Below are 19,323 nucleotides of genomic sequence, written 5' to 3'. Positions count from 1 at the left end.
ATTTACTGACACGGCAGCATAAGCTGCGAAAGGTTAGTGAGGTGTGAAGGTAGCGTGAAGCGACACTGGCTGGCGTCGCCCCAGGTTACCAGGAATTGCTGCTCGGGCTGTACGGCACCCAGCCAGACATGGCCCTCGTCGGCGACGATACCCACGTCTTTACCGCTATCCGCCATCTGGACGCGGGCACCCAGCGGCGGCATGCCTGACGCGGTTCGCAGGATGCCCAGAACATCATTTCCCGCCCGGGTGGCGATCTGGCGGTAGCCGATGGCCCCTTCTGTCCAGGTCGAAGTCATGACGCGGTTATCCACGTCTACGCCTTCGGGGAGATCGTTCAGATTGACCTGCACGCTCGACGGTGAGTAGCTGGAGAACGAAGGAAGCACCCCGATCCCGAAGGCGTTGGTCTGGTCCCGCGACATGTTGAGCGGAATATTGCTGATGCCGTCCGTGCTCACCATGACACGCGGTTCGTTGCCGTAGCTGCGGCGGTGCAGGGCCATGCCTTTTGCCGTACCGGTGAAGGACCCATTCCAGCTGGCGCTGAGGGAGCTGTAGTCATTCGCCTTATAACTTCCGGAAACGTTGAGATCGCCGAGCGGGGAGTAGTGCTGGTAGTTTCCGCTGAACTGCGCGCCTGCATCGGTCTGCTGACTTTCGGTACCGGCAGAAACGCCCCAGGTGTTGTTCTTGTCAGAGGTGTCGTACCACGAGACGGTCTGGCTCAGGTTGTCGCTGTTGCGCAGGTCATAGCTGAGGCGATGGTCAGGATCCAGCGGCACGCTGAGAGACAGGTAGAACTGATTGTCGTCCTCGCGATCTTGATAGTGGGTTTTGCTGAACGATGCCGAAACGCCAAGGTTTTTCCAGCGGCCCAGATCGAAGTTATACCCCGCGGTCAGGCTGCCCGTATTGGATGGCGCTTCGTCCCACCAGGTCTGTCGGAGCAGGCTAAGGTAGAGATTGAGTGACAGCGCGGGAATGTACTGGCTGGCCGTGATGCTAAACGTCTGTTTTTCCGACTGGCTGTCATTATTCTCGCTGTCCAGGAAGCGTGCGTAGCTGAGGAACTGCGGGTCGGAGTAGCGGTAGCTGGCCAGGGTAAGCTGGCTTCCCGTGGTATCAAAGCGTTTGCTGTAGTTGAAGCGATAGCTGTAACCCGTCTGAGAGGGTTTGTTCGGGAGCTGGCTGGTCGCCTGGGTCACATCGAAGGAGAGGGCCCCGATCAGCGCGAGGTTTTGCCCGATGCCCGCTGCGATGGAGCGATAGTTATCGCCATCGGCGAGCGTGCCGCCGTACAGTGAGGTGTTGGAGAACAGGCCCCACGAGAACTCGCCGCTCATAAAGGCACTGTCTTCAAGGGCATGCGATGCATCTTCGCGGGGTTTGCCCACGGCAAGCTTGTAGCGAACCTGGCCCTTGCGCGTCAGGAAGGGCACGGAGGCGGCGGACACCTGAAACGTGCTCACGCGGCCATCGTCTTCGGTAATTTTAACGTCCAGCGTGCCCTGGACGGATTGGTTCAAATCCTGAATGACAAACGGGCCGGGTGGCACCTTAGTTTGATAAATCACGCGGTCGGCGAGACTCACCGTGACGGTGGCATTAGTTTGCGCAATCCCGGCGATTTGCGGTGCATAGCCGCGAAGAGACCAGGGCAGCATGCGCTCATCGCTGATCAGCGACGCCCCGGTATAGGTAAAGGCATCAAAGATAGCGAACTGAAAGTCTGTCTCACCCAGCGTCAGTTTCGCGCCAAGCGTCGGCAGAGGACGGAACATATAGACGCGTGAGAAGCGGCCGTTATGGGTTGACCCTCCCTCGGCATGCGTTTGATTGTACTGATAATCGCTACGTAGCCGCCATGCACCCAGGTTGGCACCTGCGGTACCGTAGGCGTTCGCGTTATCCGTGCTGCTACCTTCCTGCGGCTGATAATGGCTGGCAAAGAGGTTGTAGTCCAGCAGCACGCCGGCCACGCCGTTGTCCCAGGTGGAGGGGGGCATCCAGTCGTTCGGACGAAATTGCATCATGGCCTGAGGTACGGTGACGTGCAGCGTTTGGGTTGATTGCTCGAAGCGGAATTTAATATCCGCCTGCGGGGTAAAATCCACGCAGCCCTGTTTAAGCGTTAGGGTCTGACGAATAGTGTCCTGCAAGCCAAAGGTGTCTGCCAGTTCTGCGGGAATACAGACTTCGGCTTTGTTATCAACCTCTTTCCAGGTCAGTTCCCAGCCGTTTGCCAGTGGAATATCGTTGATCGCGACGGTGACAAAATAACGTCCTGGCGTAACGGACGTCTCTTCTTTAAAGCGAGAAAGATCAATGCCAGACCTTAAATCTTTATCGATAGCATTAATATTAAATTCAGTGGCAGAGGCGGCGTGCGCAAGCAAGATGGCAGTAATGATGATTATCGATTGTGATTTATTTTTCATCATTCTGTTACTCGAATAAATAAAAAAGCCGACTGGTAAACATCACCAGTCGGTATAACGGATCATGTTTAATCGTTATTTATACATCAGCACATAGTTGGCGTTAGCTTCAACCTGGCCCGCGGTGGCAGTGGTACCTGTTGGCACTTCCATGCGCGCTTTAAAGTGCAGCGTCTGGGTGTCTGAATTAGGCAGCAGATCCACCGTTTTTGCCGAGCCAAGGGTGATGTTTGCTTCGTCGTTGTCCAGCAGACGGACACCGACGTTTTCAGCACCGCTTGCATAGGTGTTGCTCAGAAGGCTGGTATCTGATGCGTAGGTGGCGGTGCTGCTGAACGTCACTTCCACTTTGGTTATTGGCGTCGCCGTCTCATCGTCGGGATCTGACAGAACGCAGTTCTGCAGGTTAATATCTACCGCTACGGGGGTGGACTTCTTGTTTGCATTGATGACGGCGGTGGTCACTTCGCCGAGATCCACCTCTTTATCAACGCTGTCTGGTGCAATGCTGCAAGGCGCGTCAATAACAACGCCTTTAAATTTAATTTTCCCGGAGCCCTGATCGGCGGCAAATGCTGAACCAGAGACAATTGTTGCCATCGCAACGGCTAACAGTGCTTTTTTACCTGCATGCATGAAAATATCCTTTTTCAATGAATTCATACTCTGAATATTAATTTTCAGAAAATTACCATGAGATTATACCTGTGAAAAAAGAGTGAGTGCGATTAATTGCTCTTAAAAATAAATGTAGTCAACATTAAAATATAATTTGAAGTGATCTTTAGTATCGGATTAACAGCGAAAAATGGATTTTTATCCACGTGAGAACATGTTGATATTAGCGATAATAATGTCTTATTTAAAAGTTGACTTTCAGGAAATAAATAAATGTAAAAATACGTGTAAAAAAAAGAGACTATCAGTGAGTACTATTTTTTCATTGAATTTATTAATTTTTAGTATGTTTGCCACCGCCGATGCCTGCTGCCTGGCGCTGAATCAGGTTCAATCTCATCACTGACATTCATTTTTTCTTATGTTGTTTCGGATGTTCAAATTTCCTGATGATGATCTTCATGCTTATCTGCGTTCATCTGCGCCAGATTGCGCGTAATGTAGCACCATTAAATTAACACCTTCTGTAAGGATATCATCATGACTTCTTCCCGTATGCCCGCCCTGTTTATAGGCCACGGAAGCCCAATGAATGTTCTCGAAGACAACGTCTATACCCGCGCCTGGCGTCAGCTGGGGGAGACGTTGCCGCGGCCGAAAGCGATTGTGGTGGTATCTGCACACTGGTTCACCCGGGGAACGGGCGTGACCGCCATGGAAACGCCAAAAACCATACATGATTTTGGCGGCTTCCCGCAGGCCCTTTATGACACGCACTATCCGGCACCGGGCTCGCCTGCACTGGCAGAACGTCTGGTCGAACTGCTGGCGCCTGTTCCTGTAGCGCTGGATAAAGAGGCCTGGGGTTTTGACCACGGCTCGTGGGGCGTGCTGATTAAAATGTATCCTGATGCGGATATCCCGATGGTGCAGCTCAGCATCGACAGCACCAAACCGGCCGCCTGGCATCTGGAAATGGGGCGTAAGCTGGCGACGCTGCGTGACGAAGGCATCATGCTGGTGGCGAGCGGCAACGTGGTGCATAACCTGCGCACGGCACGCTGGCACGGTGAAAATACGCCGTACCCGTGGGCTACTGCTTTCAACGATTACGTGAAAGCCAATCTGACCTGGCAGGGGCCGGGTGAAGAGCACCCGTTAGTGAACTATCTGGATCACGAAGGCGGTTCGCTCTCTAACCCGACGCCGGAACACTTCCTGCCGCTGCTGTACGTTCTTGGCGCGTGGGATGGTCAGGAGCCGGTGACACTCCCGGTCGATGGTATTGAGATGGGTAGTTTGAGTATGCTGTCGGTGCAGGTAGGGTGAAAACATGCCCGGTGGCGCTACTGTATGACCGGATACATAGGTGACAGATCAGACCGGGAACATAGGTAACACTTTTAGTCTATCCGGAGCACACTCTGGGTTTTTCGGTCGTAGTACGCAAGTGTTATTCCATTAAAGATGATGGCCTCAAGGCCATCATCTTGCTCTTCCAGCATGATGTACTCCCCAGTCAGTGCTTCACTCAGGAACACCGTACCCTTTTTTCCCATATAGAGGGTCCCCCTCGATTTCACCCTGTAGACTGTACCTCCTTCCGGATAAGCATATTCAGGAAGACGGCCATCCCAGTGTCGGTTTGAGGGTTGCCATACCGTTCCGGGCGTTGCACCCGCCAGTGCTTCATGCGGCCTTTCGTAGTTAAATTCTTTCCGGTAGTCACTGAACCACCGCTGTTGTTCTTCCATCGTCATGAAGGTGTTGCCCTGTTTCACCGCACTTTTCAGGGAGCGGTGCATTCGCTCATGGCGGCCATTTTCTTCCGGATGCCCCTTTCTGATACGCTCCGGCCTGATGCCCAGCTTGATTAGCCAGACGGCAAGACGACTTAATCCGGCTATTCCTGTTCCCGCGAAGGGCTGGCCGTTATCGGTTCTAAGCACTTCCGGCAGACCATATTCCAGGAACGCATCCGTCAGGCACTCTCTGACAAAGGGTTCACTCTCACGGTGTGTTCCCCGGCAGCTGAGCAGATACCGGCTGTGATTATCGGTCAGGGTGAAAGGATGGCAGTACTCTCTGCTGAGCAGCCTGAACTTGCCTTTAAAATCAGCGCTCCAGACCTGATTGTTCTCACTGATGATGGTCAGGGGCTGGCGATTGCCTGGTGTTCTGCGTTTTCGTTTTTTATCCGGAACCAGGCCTTCGCGCTTGAGGATATCGCCGATAGTGCTGGCGGCAGGTACGGTAAAATCGACGTGATGATTGAGCAACCACATCCGCAGTTTTTTTGGCCCCCAGTCAGGGTGTTTTTGACGCAGGGCAGTCAGGTGTCCGGCGATATCATCAGGAACCGTCCGGGAGTGGGAGCGTGGCGCGCGCGACCGGTCAGAGAGAGATGACAGATCAGAAGGGTCAAAACGCTGAAGCCATTTATAGCCGGTTTTACGGCTGATGCCAAAAAGACGGCAAAGCGCGGAGAAGGAGTCCGTACCTGCATGGCTGGCACGGATAAAATCAAGGCGTTGCATAGGTCGGGTCTCAGTCCAGGGCATAGCGAGTCTCCTCTTCTATGCCAGTTATAACTGTTACCCATGTATCCGGTCTAAAGTGTTACCCATGTTTCCGGTTCATACCCTGCGCTTACCGGGCCTACAAAACCGTAGGCCGGGTCAGGCGAAGCCGCCACCCGGCAGATCTTACTCTACAAAAATATGCGGATAGAACCGTGACAGATCCTGCGTGATCAGCGCGCGATCTTCGCGAATGCCAATCCCGGCGGGCTGGTCGTTAATCAGCCAGCTGCCAATCAGCGTATAGCTGTCGCCAAACTTCGGCAGTTGATAGAATGCCTGGACGATCATCCCTTCTTCGCCGTACGGTCCTTCAACCGCTTCCACCGTTTTGCCGTTTTCGATAATCGACACGTTCGCGCCTTCGCGGGAGAAAATCGGCTTAACGACGTATTTCTCCATCGGCGGGAAATCATCTTCTGCAAAATACGCTGGCAGCAGGTTTGGGTGGTTCGGGAACATTTCCCACAGCATCGGCAGCAGAGCTTTGTTAGAGATAATGCTTTTCCATGCCGGCTCCAGCCAGCGCACGCCCGCATCTTCCAGCTTGGTGGAGAACATTTCGCGCAGCATGTATTCCCACGGATAGAGCTTGAAGAGGTTGCTGATCACCTGATCCTGCATATCCGTAAACTGACCTTTTTCTCCCAAACCGATATCTTCGATATAAAGGAATTCAGTCGCCACATCGGCTTCGGCGGCACAGTCCTGCAGATACTGCACCGTTCCACGGTCTTCTTCCGTGTCGCGGCAGCAGGCGAGGTGCAGCAGGTTGAAGCCAAACTGCTCGCGCAGCTCGGCGAAACGCGCGATAAGCTTCTCCTGCAGGCTGTTGAACTGGTCGCTGCCTTCCGGCAGGTTTCCGGCGTTCATCTGATCTTCCAGCCAAATCCACTGGAAGAATGCCGCCTCGTACAGAGAGGTTGGCGTATCCGCGTTGTTTTCCAGAAGCTTAGGCTCGCCCACGCCGTCCCATGCCAGATCGAGGCGAGAGTAGAGCGAAGGCTGATTCGTTTTCCATGACTGACGGACAAAGCTCCAGGTGTGCTTTGGAATGCGGAATTTGGTCATCAGCTCGTCGCTGTCGATGACTTTCTCCACCACTTTCAGGCACATCTGGTGCAGTTCTGCGGTCACGTCTTCAAGCTTTTCCACCTGAGCGAGCGTGAGCTTGTAGTAAGCATCTTCACACCAGTACGGTTCCCCGTACATGGTGTGGAAGTTAAACCCGTACTCGGTCGCTTTTTCGCGCCAGTCCGGGCGTTCGGTAATACTGACTCGTTCCATGATCAGCCGCCCATTGAGCGACTAGAGGTGCCTGACGCACTGCGCTGCATGCTGGTCTGTTTCGCCACAGACTCACCAAACCCACCGCGAGTGATGGTGTTGGTGGTCGCAGGTTTCGGCGCCATTGCGGTTTTCGGAACGGTCACGGTACGGCCCGGGGTTGCTGCGCCGTAGCCTTTGCCGCTGGCATCGGTATATTGACCATAGGCCGGGCTGGCCGGGTTTTTCGAGCTAAACAGCGGCTGCTGCTGGTAACCCGCGCCGCCACCCATCAGGCGGCCCATCATGTAACCTGCCATTAATGGCATCCAGAAGCTGCCGCTGGACTGCGCCTGCGCCTGATTTTCCGGCGCCATACCTGCCTGAGCTGGCGTCTGCTGGCACTGGCCTTCACCAAACTCCGCCACACAGTCTTCACGTGAGGCATACTTCGGCGCAGTGCGTTCCGCCTCTTTCAGCGCGTTGGTGTACGCCGTCTTACATTCTGCGGCCTGACCGGTTGCAGCGGAACAGTCATCTGCGTTTTGATACAGCGAAACCGTTTCGTCGTTTTTCTCACAGCCTGCCAGCATAAAGACAGCCGTAACCGCCAGCGCAACAGGAGTGAGGTGGCGCGCATTCCAGCTTTTGCGGAACGACGCGTGATTAATCGTTTTTGTCCGTTTCATATTTGTCTTCCAGGACCCAGTGGTAATAACGCTCAGGATAGAGGATGAGTGGTTGAAAATGAAGCGAAGAGGGGCGGAATCAGGGGGATCTTTACGTTGGCTTACGTTCGGGGGTATTTTGCGCCGGGTAGCGCTTCGCTTACCCGGCCTACGATTAAGTAGGCCCGATAAGCGAAGCGCCATCGGGCAATGCTTAATGACGGAACGGGTTAGAACCGCTGCTTACGGGGGCCGTGCTACGCGCGGCGGCTTGCTGTGCGGCAGGGGCACTACCGTTAGCGTTGAAGTTATCAACGGCGGCAACCTGATCCGGGTTCTCCGGCGCGACGCTTTCTGGCGACGTTGAAACCGGTTTGCCCAACGTGCTGTTCAGCATCTGCAGATCCTGCTCGTTCAGCGTACCCAGAGCCTGTTTGATGTTCAGCTGGTTAATCAGGTACTGGTAACGTGCGCTGGAGAGCTGCTGTTTCGCGTTGTACAACGTGGTGGTCGCGTCGAGCACGTCAACAATCGTACGTGTACCCACGGAGTAACCGGCTTCCATCGCGTCCAGGGAGCTCTGTGCAGACACCACGGCCTGTTTATAGGCGTTGATGCTGCTGATAGAGGCGTTCACGTTGTTGAAGGAAGAGCGAACGGTCTGCACCACGTTGCGGTGCGCGCTTTCCAGCTGCTCGCTCGCGCCAACAAAGTTGTACTGCGCCTGTTTCACCTGCGAGTTAACCTGACCACCCTGGTACAGCGGCAGGGAGAAGCTCAGGCCCACTTTGTTCTGGCCCATATTGCTGTCGTCATACTGTGACGTATTGGTTTTAGAGCCGCTGTAGCTGGTATCAGAGACGCCGGTTGACGCGCTCAGGCTCAGGGTTGGCAGGTGACCGTCCTGCGCCTGACGAATTTGCTCGCGGGCCAGATCCTGGCTCAGACGCGCCTGCAGCAAGCTCAGGTTGCGGTTTTCCGCCTCTTTCAGCAGCGCGTTAACCGCCTGCGGTTTATCCGTCTTAAAGCTGTCCACGTTCAGAGAGGCCAGCTCAGGATAGTAGTTGCCGGTGACCTGACGCAGCGCTTCGAGCGCGTTGTCGAGGTTATTACGCGCGGTCACTTCGTTAGCCAGCACGGTGTCGTACTGTGAACGGGCGTTTTGTACGTCGGTGATCGCCACCAGACCCACGTTGAAGCGCTGGGTGGTTTGATCCAACTGACGGTAAATCGCCTGTTTCTGCGCTTCAGTGTAGGAGAGCGCGTCGATGGCGCTCAGCACGTTGAAATACGCGGTGGCCGTGTTCAGGATCAGCGTCTGCTGATCGGTCTGATAGGTGACGTCCTGAATACCCGCGCTCTTTTCCTGCAGGGTCAGGGCACGCCATTTGGACATATCAAACAGCGTCTGTGTTAATTGCAGTGAGGCGCTGGTAGCATTGGAGTTAACGCCGTTAGCGTCGCGGAAACCGTTGCTGTAGGTATAATCTGCACCTAAACCTAACTGCGGCAGCAGTGGGCTACGCGCTTCGTTAATCTTTTCAAACGCAGCATCACGATCGGCCGCTGATTTACGTAAATCAGGGTTGCCCAGACGTGCCTGCTGGTAGACCTGTAACAGGTTTTCCGCCTGGCTCATTGCACTGAAGCCCGTCAGGCTCAGGCCGATAAGGATGGGGAGCAATTTCTTCATTTGCATTCCTTGTTGTGAAGCAGTATTAGCGCTGATCTAATTAAAAAATAATTGCCGATTCTAACAGAATCATCCACACCAAAAGGTTGGCGTTACGTGCCATCTGGCGGTAATTTGCACCAATCTACCATATAGCCTTACAAACGGCAGCCAAACAGCCTTGAAATTCACAATTTCATCACCATTGCTACCAGGACTCGACTCATGCAAAAACCAGAAAAGTTGCCCGTGACATTCGCCAAAAACGATGTAGAAATTATTGCACGAGAAACGCTTTATAGCGGTTTTTTTTCAATGGATCTTTACCGTTTCAGGCATCGCCTGTTTAACGGTGAAATGAGCGGCGAAATCAGACGCGAAATTTTTGAGCGCGGGCATGCGGCTGTCTTGCTACCCTTTGACCCAGTGCGTGACGAAGTTGTGCTGGTGGAGCAGATCCGCATCGCCGCGTATGACGTCAGTGAGAGCCCGTGGCTGCTGGAGATGGTGGCCGGGATGATCGAAGAGGGCGAGACGGTTGAAGACGTCGCCCGCCGCGAGGCGCTGGAAGAGGCCGGGCTGGTGGTCGGTCGTACAAAACCGGTGTTGAGTTATCTGGCGAGCCCAGGGGGCACCAGCGAGCGCTTGTCCATCATGGTGGGCGAAGTGGACGCCACGACGGCGGAAGGGATCCACGGTCTGGCTGATGAAAACGAAGATATTCGGGTTCATGTGGTGAGCCGGGAACAGGCTTATCAGTGGGTAGAAGAGGGGAAAATCGACAACGCAGCGTCTGTCATTGCCCTGCAATGGCTGCAACTGCATTATCAGACATTACGAAACGAGTGGAAAAAATGAAGCGCTATACACCTGACTTCCCAGAAATGATGCGCCTGTGCGAAACCAATTTCGCACAATTGCGCCGCCTGCTGCCGAGAAATGACGCACCCGGCGAAACGGTAAGCTATCAGGTGAGCAATGCGCAGTATCGGTTAACGATAACAGAATCAACGCGCTACACTACGCTGGTCGAAATTGAACAAACGGCGCCCAGCATTAGCTACTGGAGCCTGCCGTCAATGACGGTGCGCCTCTATCATGATGCGATGGTCGCTGAAGTGTGTTCGAGTCAGCAGATCTTTCGCTTCAAGGCGCGGTATGATTACCCGAATAAAAAGTTGCATCAACGCGACGAAAAGCATCAAATTAACCAGTTTTTAGCCGACTGGCTAAGATATTGTTTAGCACATGGAGCAATGGCGATTCCGGTTTGTTAGCGTCATAAACCTACCTAAGGACACCATTTGGAAAGCCTGTTGAACCTGACTGTTGCTGGTGGGGCGCCAGTCAGGATATTACAAATCACCGATACCCACCTTTTTGCCGAAAAGCATGAGACGCTGCTCGGGGTGAATACCTGGGAGAGCTATCAGGCAGTACTTAGCGCCATTCACGCTGAACATCGCGACTGCGATCTGATAGTTGCAACAGGCGATCTGGCGCAGGACCAATCCTCCGCGGCCTATCAGCATTTTGCTGAAGGCATCGCGAGCTTTAGCGTGCCTTGCGTCTGGCTGCCGGGAAACCACGATTTCCAGCCCGCGATGTACAGCTCGCTCCAGGACGCAGGGATTTCTCCGGCGAAGTGTGTTTTTGCGGGTGAAAATTGGCAGATCCTGCTGCTGGACAGCCAGGTATTTGGCGTCCCGCACGGTGAGTTAAGCGAGTTTCAACTCGACTGGCTGGAGACCAAACTGGCTGCCGAACCTGAACGTCATACCCTGCTGTTGCTGCATCATCATCCGCTCCCGGCGGGCTGCAGCTGGCTCGATCAACACAGCCTGCGTAACTCCGCCGCGCTGGATCGCGTGCTGACGAAGTTCCCCCGCGTGAAACATCTGCTGTGCGGACACATTCATCAGGAACAGGATCTCGACTGGAACGGGCGCCGCATGCTGGCGACGCCGTCGACCTGCGTGCAGTTTAAACCGCACTGTGCCAACTTTACGCTGGATACTATCGCGCCAGGCTGGCGCTGGCTGGAACTGCATGCCGACGGCACGCTGACCACGGAAGTCTGCCGTCTGGCAGGCGCGCAATTCCGACCAGATACCGCTTCAGAAGGCTATTGATGTCTACGCTCCTTTATCTGCACGGATTCAACAGCTCGCCGCGCTCCGCAAAAGCGACACAGTTTCGCCAGTGGCTGAGCGAGCATCACCCTCATGTTGAGATGATTATCCCGCAGCTGCCGCCTTATCCGGCGGAGGCGGCGGAAATGCTCGAATCCATCGTGCTTGAACACGGCGGTGAATCGTTTGGTGTGGTCGGCTCATCGCTGGGCGGGTACTACGCCACCTGGCTCTCGCAATGCTTTATGCTGCCGGCCGTTGTGGTGAATCCGGCGGTACGGCCATTTGAGCTGCTGAGGGACTTTCTTGGTGAAAACGAGAACCCCTACACCGGGCAGCAATATGTGCTAGAGTCACGCCATATTTACGATCTCAAAGTTATGCAGGTCGACCCGCTTGAAGCGCCGGATCTCATCTGGCTGCTGCAACAGACGGGTGATGAAGTGCTGGATTACCGCCAGGCAGTGGCGTATTACGCATCCTGCCGCCAGACTATAGAAGAAGGCGGAAACCATGCTTTCACGGGCTTTGAGAATCATTTCACCCAGATTGTCGATTTTCTTGGACTGCACAGCCACTGACAATCAATGCGAATTGCTAGTTTAAATCATGACGCAAACCTATAACGCTGATGCCATTGAGGTCCTCACCGGGCTTGAGCCGGTTCGCCGCCGCCCGGGGATGTACACCGATACAACGCGCCCAAACCACCTGGGCCAGGAAGTTATTGATAACAGTGTGGACGAAGCGCTGGCGGGCCATGCCAAACGCGTTGACGTCATCCTGCATGCCGATCAGTCGCTGGAAGTTATCGACGACGGGCGCGGCATGCCGGTGGACATCCACCCGGAAGAGGGCGTGCCTGCCGTTGAGCTGATCCTGTGTCGTCTGCACGCGGGCGGTAAGTTCTCCAACAAAAACTACCAGTTCTCCGGCGGTTTGCACGGCGTGGGGATCTCCGTGGTTAACGCCCTGTCCAAACGGGTGGAAGTGAACGTCCGTCGCGACGGTCAGGTCTATAACATCGCGTTTGAAAACGGCGAAAAGGTGCAGGATTTGCAGGTTGTCGGCACGTGCGGCAAACGCAACACCGGTACCAGCGTCCACTTCTGGCCAGACGAAAGCTTCTTCGACAGCCCGCGTTTTTCCGTTTCTCGCCTGACGCACCTGCTGAAAGCGAAAGCGGTGCTGTGTCCGGGCGTAGAAATCACCTTTACCGATCACGTCAACAACACCGAGCAGACCTGGTGCTACGCCGATGGTCTTAATGACTATCTGTGCGAAGCGGTAAACGGCCTGCCGACGCTGCCGGAAAAACCGTTCGTCGGTAACTTTAGCGGTGACACCGAAGCGGTGGACTGGGCGCTGCTGTGGCTGCCGGAAGGCGGCGAGCTGCTGACGGAAAGCTACGTCAACCTGATTCCAACCATGCTTGGCGGTACGCACGTCAACGGCCTGCGTCAGGGCCTGCTGGATGCGATGCGCGAGTTCTGCGAATACCGCAACATTCTGCCGCGCGGCGTGAAGCTGTCGGCGGAAGATATCTGGGATCGCTGCGCCTACGTGCTCTCCGTGAAGATGCAGGATCCGCAGTTTGCCGGCCAGACCAAAGAGCGTCTGTCGTCACGTCAGTGTGCGGCGTTCGTCTCCGGCGTGGTGAAAGATGCCTTTACCCTGTGGCTGAACCAGAACGTTCAGGCGGCAGAGATGCTGGCTGAAATGGCGATTTCCAGCGCCCAGCGCCGTCTGCGTGCGGCGAAGAAAGTGGTACGTAAAAAGCTGACCAGCGGCCCTGCGCTGCCGGGCAAGCTGGCGGACTGTACCGCACAGGACCTCAACCGTACCGAGCTGTTCCTCGTGGAAGGGGACTCGGCGGGCGGGTCGGCCAAGCAGGCGCGCGATCGTGAATATCAGGCGATCATGCCGCTTAAGGGTAAGATCCTGAACACCTGGGAAGTCTCTTCAGATGAAGTGCTGGCTTCGCAGGAAGTGCATGATATTTCCGTAGCGATCGGTATCGATCCTGACAGCGACGATCTGAGCCAGCTGCGTTACGGCAAGATCTGTATCCTCGCGGATGCGGACTCCGATGGTCTGCACATTGCCACGCTGCTGTGCGCGCTTTTCGTGAAGCACTTCCGCACGCTGGTGAAAAACGGTCACGTCCACGTCGCGCTGCCGCCGCTGTACCGTATCGACCTCGGCAAAGAGGTTTATTACGCGCTGACGGAAGAAGAGAAGGCGGGCGTGCTGGAGCAGCTGAAGCGTAAGAAGGGCAAGCCTAACGTCCAGCGCTTTAAAGGGCTGGGTGAGATGAACCCGATGCAGTTGCGTGAAACGACGCTGGATCCGAATACGCGCCGTCTGGTGCAGCTGACCATCAGCGACGAAGACGAACAGCAAACGAATGCCATGATGGATATGCTCCTTGCCAAGAAACGTTCGGAAGACCGACGTAACTGGCTGCAGGAGAAGGGTGATATGGCGGATATTGAGGCCTGATGCCCTAACCCTAACCCTCTACCACAGGGAGAGGGAATGGATCGTAGGCCCGGTAAGCGTGAGCGCCACCGGGCTTTTTTACATCAAAACTCCATCTTCACCGTAAACTGTACTTCACGCGGATCGCCGATTTGGTTGCCCAGATTATTGGTCGCGATAGATGACGTGTAGTAGGTCTTATCAAACAGGTTCTTCACGTTGACCTGCAGCGTCACCGGATACTGCAGCTTCATCTTGTACGCCGCAAACGCATCCGCCACGAAATAGCCCGGCAGATAATAATCCGCACCGTTGGTCGCTGAGCGACGGCTCACGCCATGTCCGCCGCCGCCGAGGGTCAGCGTATTCCCGGCAAACGCATTATGAATATCGTAGGTCAGGAACAGGGAACCGGTATGGCGCGGTACGTTTGGCAGCGGTTTACCCGCATAGTCCGGGTTTTCCAGCACTTTCGCGTCGGTATAGCCGTAGCTGGCGATAATGTTGGTGTTCTCCGTCAGCGACCCGGCGAGATCCACCTCTACGCCCTGAGAACGCACGCGGCCCGCGGTTTTGGCGATGGTTTCGTCCCCGATGCTTTCGGTATACAGCACGTTGCGTTTGTGAATATCAAACAGCGCGATGTTGGCAGTAACCCCGTCGAAAAGGTCGAACTTTGCGCCCACTTCGTAGGCATTCGACGTTTCCGGCGGCAGGTCGCCAATATAGCTCGCAATGGACGACTGCGGCATAAACGTCTGGGAGTAGTTAGCAAACAGCGAAACGGACGGCGTGAGTTTGTAAACCAGCCCCAGCTTTGGCGTCCACTGTTCGTCGCGACTGTCGGTGTTAACGTTGAAAGGACGGCCTTTACCGGCGTACTGGGTGTAATACTGATAGCGCATCCCGGCGACGGCGATCCATTTATCGGTCAGGTACAGGGCATCCTGCGCGTAGGCAGAGTAACTCTCCTGCTTCAGCGTCTGGTCGCTGTCAGCGGCGGAGACGGTTGTACACTTGTCGAGTTTGCCGTAAACCGGATGGTAAATATTGAATCCTTTGACGTTCTTACAGCGCATCATGTCCGTACGCAGCAGATCGTAATTTTCATACGACACGCCGGTCAGGATCTCATTGTAAAAGCCCGCGATATCCACGTTGCCCTGCAAATCCGCGCGGGTGCTGTGCATGCGCTGGGTTGAGCCCTGGGTCGCATCCACGCGACGGGTGAGGTTACCGGTTTTGGCATCGTAGGCCATTACGCGGGCCTGGTTATCACTGTATTTATCCTGGCTGTAGCTGTAGTCGAACTTCGCGGTCCACTGGCTATTAAGGCGGTATTCCGCGTTAAGCTGAGCGAGATCGGACTGCCCGTCAGTGATGTTAAACGGCTCGTCAAAACGGGTATTGCGATCGACGTTCACCGGCTGTTTGGTGTTGAGGTCGAAGATCGTGCCGCGATCGAACGGCGTTTTATAGTCACGGTGGGAATAGAGCACGGTCACCGTGGCATCATCGCCAAACCAGGTCAGGGAGGGGGCGATAAAGGTGCTGCGTTCGTTACCGAAATTGCGCCAGTAGTCCTCGTCCTGATACTCCCCTGTCAGGCGGTACGCCAGACGGGTCCCGTCAATCGGGCCGGTCACGTCAACCTGTCCGGTGCCGCCGCCAAAGCTGGAGGAGGTGGCAGAAATTGCGCCGCCGAAGGTTTTCTCCGGGCGTTTAGTGACGACATTAATCAGGCCGCCCGGATCGAGAATGCCATAAAGCGTTGAGGCCGGGCCTTTCAGCACCTCCACGCGTTCGGTAGCGGCGTTGAAGCTACGCGGCAGGACGGTACGCAGACCGTTGGTCATGATCGAGCCGTCACGGTTCGCGCCAAATCCACGGCGCACAAAGGCATCCTGCGTACCGCCCAGGGTGTTGGTCTGAACCACGTTGCTGACGTTATACAGCGCTTCATCGAGCGTGGTAGCGTGCTGATCGGCAAGCACTTTATCGCTGACGGTATTCACCACCTGCGGGATATCCAGCATGGGCATGGTGGTCAGCGTCGCGGTGGAGGTGTTCAGCGGCTGGTAGCCGTTGGTGGCCTCCGCCACGGCAGTGGGATCGGCGATAACGGTAAGCGTTTCGCCGTCTTTAGCCGTATTAGCGTCTGCGGCCTGTACCAGCGGTGCGATAAACAGCAGAGAAAAGAGCGCGCGCCCTTTTACCCCAGAGAGTGAAGGTGTGAACGTAGCCATTACATCTGTTATCCCGAAATATCCGTGAATCACCTTCACGGAAGAATGTGTGAGTCATTGCCCTTAATGGTCTGCTCGTTAGCCAGAACCGGCATCGAACATGTAATTGAGAATCATTCAATCATGCAGGCATGTAGTAGTAAATGAAAAAAGGTAAAAATTGGCTACACAGGCGAAACGTGACGGAAATACAAAAGGTTAACCATTTAATTGATTGAAAAATAGATACTTATTTGTGTTTTGTGTCGCGTGTAAATGCCCCGTTACCCCTGGTTTTTCAAGGGTATTTATTCACTTGACTACTACATGACGCGGCGGCAAACTTCTCAAAAGAGAATGATTTTTATTTATATTTATTGCTGTTTTTCATTACGTTGGCATTCACGTGGCTCACAACACCCAAAAACCGGGACTGGTTCTGGAGAATCTTTCTGCCGGTTACCAGAAAAAAATCATCGTTGATGATATCTCCCTTGCGATCCCGCAGCAGAAAATAACCGTTCTGGTGGGCGCGAACGGCTGCGGAAAATCGACGCTGCTGAGTACGATTGCGCGCTTACTCCAGCCGCTGGGCGGCGCGGCCGTTCTCGACGGCAAGGCAATCCACGCGCAGCCGACGAAAGCGGTCGCCCGCCAGCTTGGCATCCTGCCGCAGTCGCCGCTGCTGCCGGAAGGGTTAACCGTTTTCGAGCTGGTCTCGCGCGGGCGTTTCCCGTGGCAGAATTTTATGCGCCAGTGGAGCGACGAAGATGAGCGGGCGGTGGAAGAGGCGCTGCGCCTGACCGGCACGGCGGAGTTTGCCCATATGCCCGTCGAAAGCCTGTCCGGCGGCCAGCGTCAGCGCTGCTGGATCGCCATGGCGCTGGCGCAGCAGACGCCGTATATCCTGCTGGATGAACCGACAACCTTCCTCGATCTCCGTTACCAGGTGGAGATCCTGGAGCTGCTGCATACGCTGACCCGCGCGCATGGACGTACCGTGGTAGTGGTGCTGCACGATCTTAACTTCGCCGTGAATTATGGTGATTCACTGGTCTTTTTACGCCAGGGAAAAGTGGAGGGCGTATTACATGAGGGCGACGTCTGCACGCCGGCGTTGATTAAAGCGGTATTTGATGTCGACGTGCATATGTCCATCAATCCGCTGACCGGCAAACCGTTCTTTATGCCGTTCCGCCAGGTCACGGAACAGCCATGATGCGCACCTCTCTGGCTTTCCTGCTTTTCACCTTGCTGCTGGCGATGGGCGCGATTGCGCATCTGGGTATCGGTGCGCGTTTTATCGCCCCGAAGACGGTGGTGGAGGCCTTCTTCCATTTCGACCCGCGCAATTTCGACCATAACATCATTATCAAACTGCGGCTGCTGCGTCTCTGCGGCGCGATGGTGACAGGTGCTGCCCTCGGCGTCGCGGGCGTGCTGCTGCAATCCGTGATCCGCAACCCGCTCGGCGAACCGCATATTCTGGGGCTCAATGCCGGGGCGGCACTGGCGGTGGTACTGACGAGCGCGCTTGGGCTAACGCTGCCGTTTGGACGCCCGCTGATTGCCGCCGCTGGCGCCGCTGCGCTGTTTCTGCTGGTACTGATGTTCTCCTCGTCCGGCCGCGCAGGACTTATGCCGATGAAGGTGACCCTGTGCGGCGTGGCGATGTCGGCGTTTGCCGCGTCGATTACCGCCACGGTGCTCATTCTGGATGAACAGACGCTGCTCGCCATGCGGACCTGGCTGGCGGGAGATTTAGCAGGGCTTAGCGGTGAAACGATCGCCGCTGCCCTGTGGGTGGCGGCCATGGGGTTTGTGCTGGCGCTCGGGTTATCGCCCTCGCTCAATATGCTGGCGATGGGCGACAGGATGGCGCAGGGGCTGGGCGTGTCGCTGCTGAAAACCCGCCTGCTCGCTCTGCTTTCTATCGCGCTGCTCTGCGGAGCGGCGGTCTCCCTCGCCGGGCCGATTGGCTTTATCGGCCTTGTGGTGCCGCAGCTCATTCGCCGTGTGGTGTCGGTCGATCTGCGCGTGATGGTGCCGCTCTCTGCCTTGTGCGGGGCACTGGTTCTGCTGCTGGCGGACATTGCTGCCCGCACGCTGTTTACGCCCTGGGAGCTGGCAACCGGCATCATGACTGCCCTGGTCGGCGCGCCCGTCTTTATCTTCATGGCTGCAAGGATGTTCAAATGAACCGGGCTGGATTGCGCGCGTTACGCGTGGGGGCTTTCTCGGCGCTGGTTCGTCCAAAAGCGCTGGTGTGCCTGGCCGTCCTGACGCTGGCGGCCTGCTTGCTTACCGCATTTGGCCTGACGCACGGCTCGCTTCCCGTTCCCGCATCCGCCATCGGGCGGGCGCTGTTTTATCCCGAAAGCCTGACCTCAGAGACGCACTACATCGTGATGGATATCCGTCTGCCGCGCCTCCTGATGGCGGTACTGTGCGGCGCGATGCTCGGCATGGCTGGCGCGGCAATGCAGTCCATTACCCGCAATGGCCTGGCGGACCCGGGGCTTATCGGCGTGAAAGAGGGTTGTAGCGCGGCGGTACTGCTGCTGATTTTTCAGTTTCCGGCGCTGGGACTAGGCTGGCGGCCGCTGGTCGGCATAGCCGGAGGCCTACTCACTGCGCTGCTGGTGGTGGCCCTGGCGCGTGATATTTCGCGTCCACGATTCATTCTGATCGGCATCGGCGTTTCATGGGCCTTCGCCGCGGCAATGGGCGTCTTTATGACCACGGCGGACGTGCGCGACGTGCAGACGGCGATGCTATGGCTGGCGGGAAGCCTGCACGCGGCAAACTGGACGCTGGTCAGCATTGCGGCGGCCTGGTCGCTTCCGGCATTTGCGCTACTTTTATTAACCGCCCGCGCTGCCGACGTGGCGCTGCTCGGCAACCACGCGGCGGCGGGGCTGGGGGTGCGCACGAACCGACTGGCGCTGCTGCGCGTTCTCGCCCCGGTGGTACTGACGGCGGCCTGCGTCTCCTGCGTGGGCAGTATTGGTTTTGTCGGGCTTATTGCGCCACATATGGCGCGCCTGCTGCTGCGCGGCGGGCAAAGCGCGCTCCTGACGGGAAGCGCGGTGCTGGGGGCGCTGCTGGTGCTGCTGGCGGATAACGTCGGTCGGCTGGCATTCCTCCCGCTGCAGCTGCCTGCGGGCATTGTGATTTCACTGATTGGTGGACCCTTTTTCCTGCTGCTGCTCTGGCAGCGTCGGGACAGATTTTAGGAGAC

Annotated in this window: 16 protein-coding genes; 9 read left to right on the top strand and 7 right to left on the bottom strand. The window is 56.0% G+C overall.

Annotation, left to right across the window (positions count from 1 at the left end):
* Positions 1–2 precede the first annotated feature (2 nt).
* Both L383_RS08955 and L383_RS08960 read right to left on the bottom strand, forming a co-directional pair.
* Complete coding sequence (locus tag L383_RS08955; protein ID WP_032629503.1) at positions 3–2,441, bottom strand: fimbria/pilus outer membrane usher protein; 2,439 nt, start codon at positions 2,439–2,441, stop codon at positions 3–5.
* Between the two features lie 75 nt (positions 2,442–2,516).
* Positions 2,517–3,077 carry a fimbrial protein gene (locus L383_RS08960; protein ID WP_014885263.1) on the bottom strand — a complete coding sequence of 187 codons (561 nt, stop codon included), beginning with the start codon at positions 3,075–3,077 and terminating at the stop codon, positions 2,517–2,519.
* A gap of 522 nt (positions 3,078–3,599) precedes the next feature.
* On the opposite strand from L383_RS08960, the gene ygiD reads away from it, so the two are divergent.
* Positions 3,600–4,388, top strand: coding sequence for a 4,5-DOPA-extradiol-dioxygenase (ygiD, locus tag L383_RS08965; protein WP_014885262.1), 789 nt, complete (start codon positions 3,600–3,602; stop codon positions 4,386–4,388).
* A 74-nt stretch (positions 4,389–4,462) separates the two neighbouring features.
* Here the strand turns inward: ygiD and L383_RS08970 are convergent, their stop codons facing one another.
* The 4 genes from L383_RS08970 to tolC form a co-directional block, all read right to left on the bottom strand.
* Positions 4,463–5,620 (bottom strand): DDE-type integrase/transposase/recombinase, encoded by a 1,158-nt coding sequence (locus L383_RS08970; protein ID WP_023330980.1) that lies wholly within the window; start codon positions 5,618–5,620, stop codon positions 4,463–4,465.
* Between the two features lie 144 nt (positions 5,621–5,764).
* Positions 5,765–6,925: a glutathionylspermidine synthase family protein gene (locus L383_RS08975; protein ID WP_023331320.1), complete on the bottom strand. Its 1,161-nt coding sequence runs from the start codon at positions 6,923–6,925 to the stop codon at positions 5,765–5,767.
* 2 nt (positions 6,926–6,927) lie between these two features.
* Positions 6,928–7,593, bottom strand: a complete 666-nt coding sequence (locus L383_RS08980; RefSeq protein WP_014885260.1) for a DUF1190 family protein — start codon at positions 7,591–7,593, stop codon at positions 6,928–6,930.
* 193 nt (positions 7,594–7,786) lie between these two features.
* A complete protein-coding gene (tolC, locus tag L383_RS08985; RefSeq protein ID WP_094166514.1) occupies positions 7,787–9,271 on the bottom strand; it encodes an outer membrane channel protein TolC in 1,485 nt (494 codons plus the stop codon).
* A 198-nt stretch (positions 9,272–9,469) separates the two neighbouring features.
* On the opposite strand from tolC, the gene nudF reads away from it, so the two are divergent.
* The 5 genes from nudF to parE are packed head-to-tail and all read left to right on the top strand — an operon-like array spanning position 9,470 to position 13,878.
* Positions 9,470–10,102 (top strand): ADP-ribose diphosphatase, encoded by a 633-nt coding sequence (gene nudF, locus L383_RS08990; RefSeq protein ID WP_008502974.1) that lies wholly within the window; start codon positions 9,470–9,472, stop codon positions 10,100–10,102.
* On the top strand, positions 10,099–10,521 hold the full coding sequence (locus tag L383_RS08995) for a DUF1249 family protein (RefSeq protein ID WP_003862516.1): 423 nt from the start codon (positions 10,099–10,101) through the stop codon (positions 10,519–10,521). Before nudF ends, L383_RS08995 begins: the two co-directional genes overlap by 4 nt.
* 27 nt (positions 10,522–10,548) lie before the next feature.
* The gene (cpdA, locus tag L383_RS09000; RefSeq protein WP_023331318.1) at positions 10,549–11,376 is read left to right on the top strand and encodes a 3',5'-cyclic-AMP phosphodiesterase; all 828 of its coding nucleotides are present in this window, start codon (positions 10,549–10,551) and stop codon (positions 11,374–11,376) included.
* Positions 11,376–11,957, top strand: a complete 582-nt coding sequence (yqiA, locus tag L383_RS09005; RefSeq protein WP_023331317.1) for an esterase YqiA — start codon at positions 11,376–11,378, stop codon at positions 11,955–11,957. The genes cpdA and yqiA overlap by 1 nt, the downstream gene beginning before the upstream one ends.
* 28 nt (positions 11,958–11,985) lie before the next feature.
* Positions 11,986–13,878, top strand: coding sequence for a DNA topoisomerase IV subunit B (parE, locus tag L383_RS09010; RefSeq protein ID WP_014885256.1), 1,893 nt, complete (start codon positions 11,986–11,988; stop codon positions 13,876–13,878).
* Positions 13,879–13,961: 83 nt separating this feature from the next.
* On the opposite strand, the gene L383_RS09015 is transcribed toward parE, so the two are convergent.
* A complete protein-coding gene (locus tag L383_RS09015; protein WP_023331316.1) occupies positions 13,962–16,103 on the bottom strand; it encodes a TonB-dependent siderophore receptor in 2,142 nt (713 codons plus the stop codon).
* A 385-nt stretch (positions 16,104–16,488) separates the two neighbouring features.
* Between L383_RS09015 and L383_RS09020 the strand changes: the two genes are divergently transcribed.
* Genes L383_RS09020 through L383_RS09030 form a run of 3 tightly spaced genes read left to right on the top strand, consistent with a single transcriptional unit; the run spans position 16,489 to position 19,318 of the window.
* Positions 16,489–17,301: an ABC transporter ATP-binding protein gene (locus tag L383_RS09020; protein WP_023331315.1), complete on the top strand. Its 813-nt coding sequence runs from the start codon at positions 16,489–16,491 to the stop codon at positions 17,299–17,301.
* The gene (locus tag L383_RS09025) at positions 17,298–18,281 is read left to right on the top strand and encodes a FecCD family ABC transporter permease (protein WP_023331314.1); all 984 of its coding nucleotides are present in this window, start codon (positions 17,298–17,300) and stop codon (positions 18,279–18,281) included. Before L383_RS09020 ends, L383_RS09025 begins: the two co-directional genes overlap by 4 nt.
* Positions 18,278–19,318: a FecCD family ABC transporter permease gene (locus L383_RS09030; RefSeq protein WP_023331313.1), complete on the top strand. Its 1,041-nt coding sequence runs from the start codon at positions 18,278–18,280 to the stop codon at positions 19,316–19,318. Before L383_RS09025 ends, L383_RS09030 begins: the two co-directional genes overlap by 4 nt.
* Positions 19,319–19,323 lie beyond the last annotated feature (5 nt).

The organism is Enterobacter sp. MGH 37 (assembly GCF_000534515.1).
Classification (GTDB): domain Bacteria; phylum Pseudomonadota; class Gammaproteobacteria; order Enterobacterales; family Enterobacteriaceae; genus Enterobacter; species Enterobacter kobei.
Note: the sequence above shows the minus strand (reverse complement) of the source record. Positions and strands in the feature narration are given on the sequence as shown.

Coding starts and splice junctions, on each gene's coding strand:
- L383_RS08975 (WP_023331320.1), bottom strand. CDS start 6,925: ATGGAACGAGTCAGTATTACCGAACGCCCGGACTGGCGCGAAAAAGCG.
- nudF (WP_008502974.1), top strand. CDS start 9,470: ATGCAAAAACCAGAAAAGTTGCCCGTGACATTCGCCAAAAACGATGTA.
- yqiA (WP_023331317.1), top strand. CDS start 11,376: ATGTCTACGCTCCTTTATCTGCACGGATTCAACAGCTCGCCGCGCTCC.
- L383_RS09025 (WP_023331314.1), top strand. CDS start 17,298: ATGATGCGCACCTCTCTGGCTTTCCTGCTTTTCACCTTGCTGCTGGCG.
- L383_RS08970 (WP_023330980.1), bottom strand. CDS start 5,620: ATGCCCTGGACTGAGACCCGACCTATGCAACGCCTTGATTTTATCCGT.
- ygiD (WP_014885262.1), top strand. CDS start 3,600: ATGACTTCTTCCCGTATGCCCGCCCTGTTTATAGGCCACGGAAGCCCA.
- tolC (WP_094166514.1), bottom strand. CDS start 9,271: ATGCAAATGAAGAAATTGCTCCCCATCCTTATCGGCCTGAGCCTGACG.
- L383_RS08995 (WP_003862516.1), top strand. CDS start 10,099: ATGAAGCGCTATACACCTGACTTCCCAGAAATGATGCGCCTGTGCGAA.
- parE (WP_014885256.1), top strand. CDS start 11,986: ATGACGCAAACCTATAACGCTGATGCCATTGAGGTCCTCACCGGGCTT.
- L383_RS08960 (WP_014885263.1), bottom strand. CDS start 3,077: ATGCATGCAGGTAAAAAAGCACTGTTAGCCGTTGCGATGGCAACAATT.
- L383_RS09015 (WP_023331316.1), bottom strand. CDS start 16,103: ATGGCTACGTTCACACCTTCACTCTCTGGGGTAAAAGGGCGCGCGCTC.
- L383_RS08955 (WP_032629503.1), bottom strand. CDS start 2,441: ATGAAAAATAAATCACAATCGATAATCATCATTACTGCCATCTTGCTT.
- L383_RS08980 (WP_014885260.1), bottom strand. CDS start 7,593: ATGAAACGGACAAAAACGATTAATCACGCGTCGTTCCGCAAAAGCTGG.
- L383_RS09030 (WP_023331313.1), top strand. CDS start 18,278: ATGAACCGGGCTGGATTGCGCGCGTTACGCGTGGGGGCTTTCTCGGCG.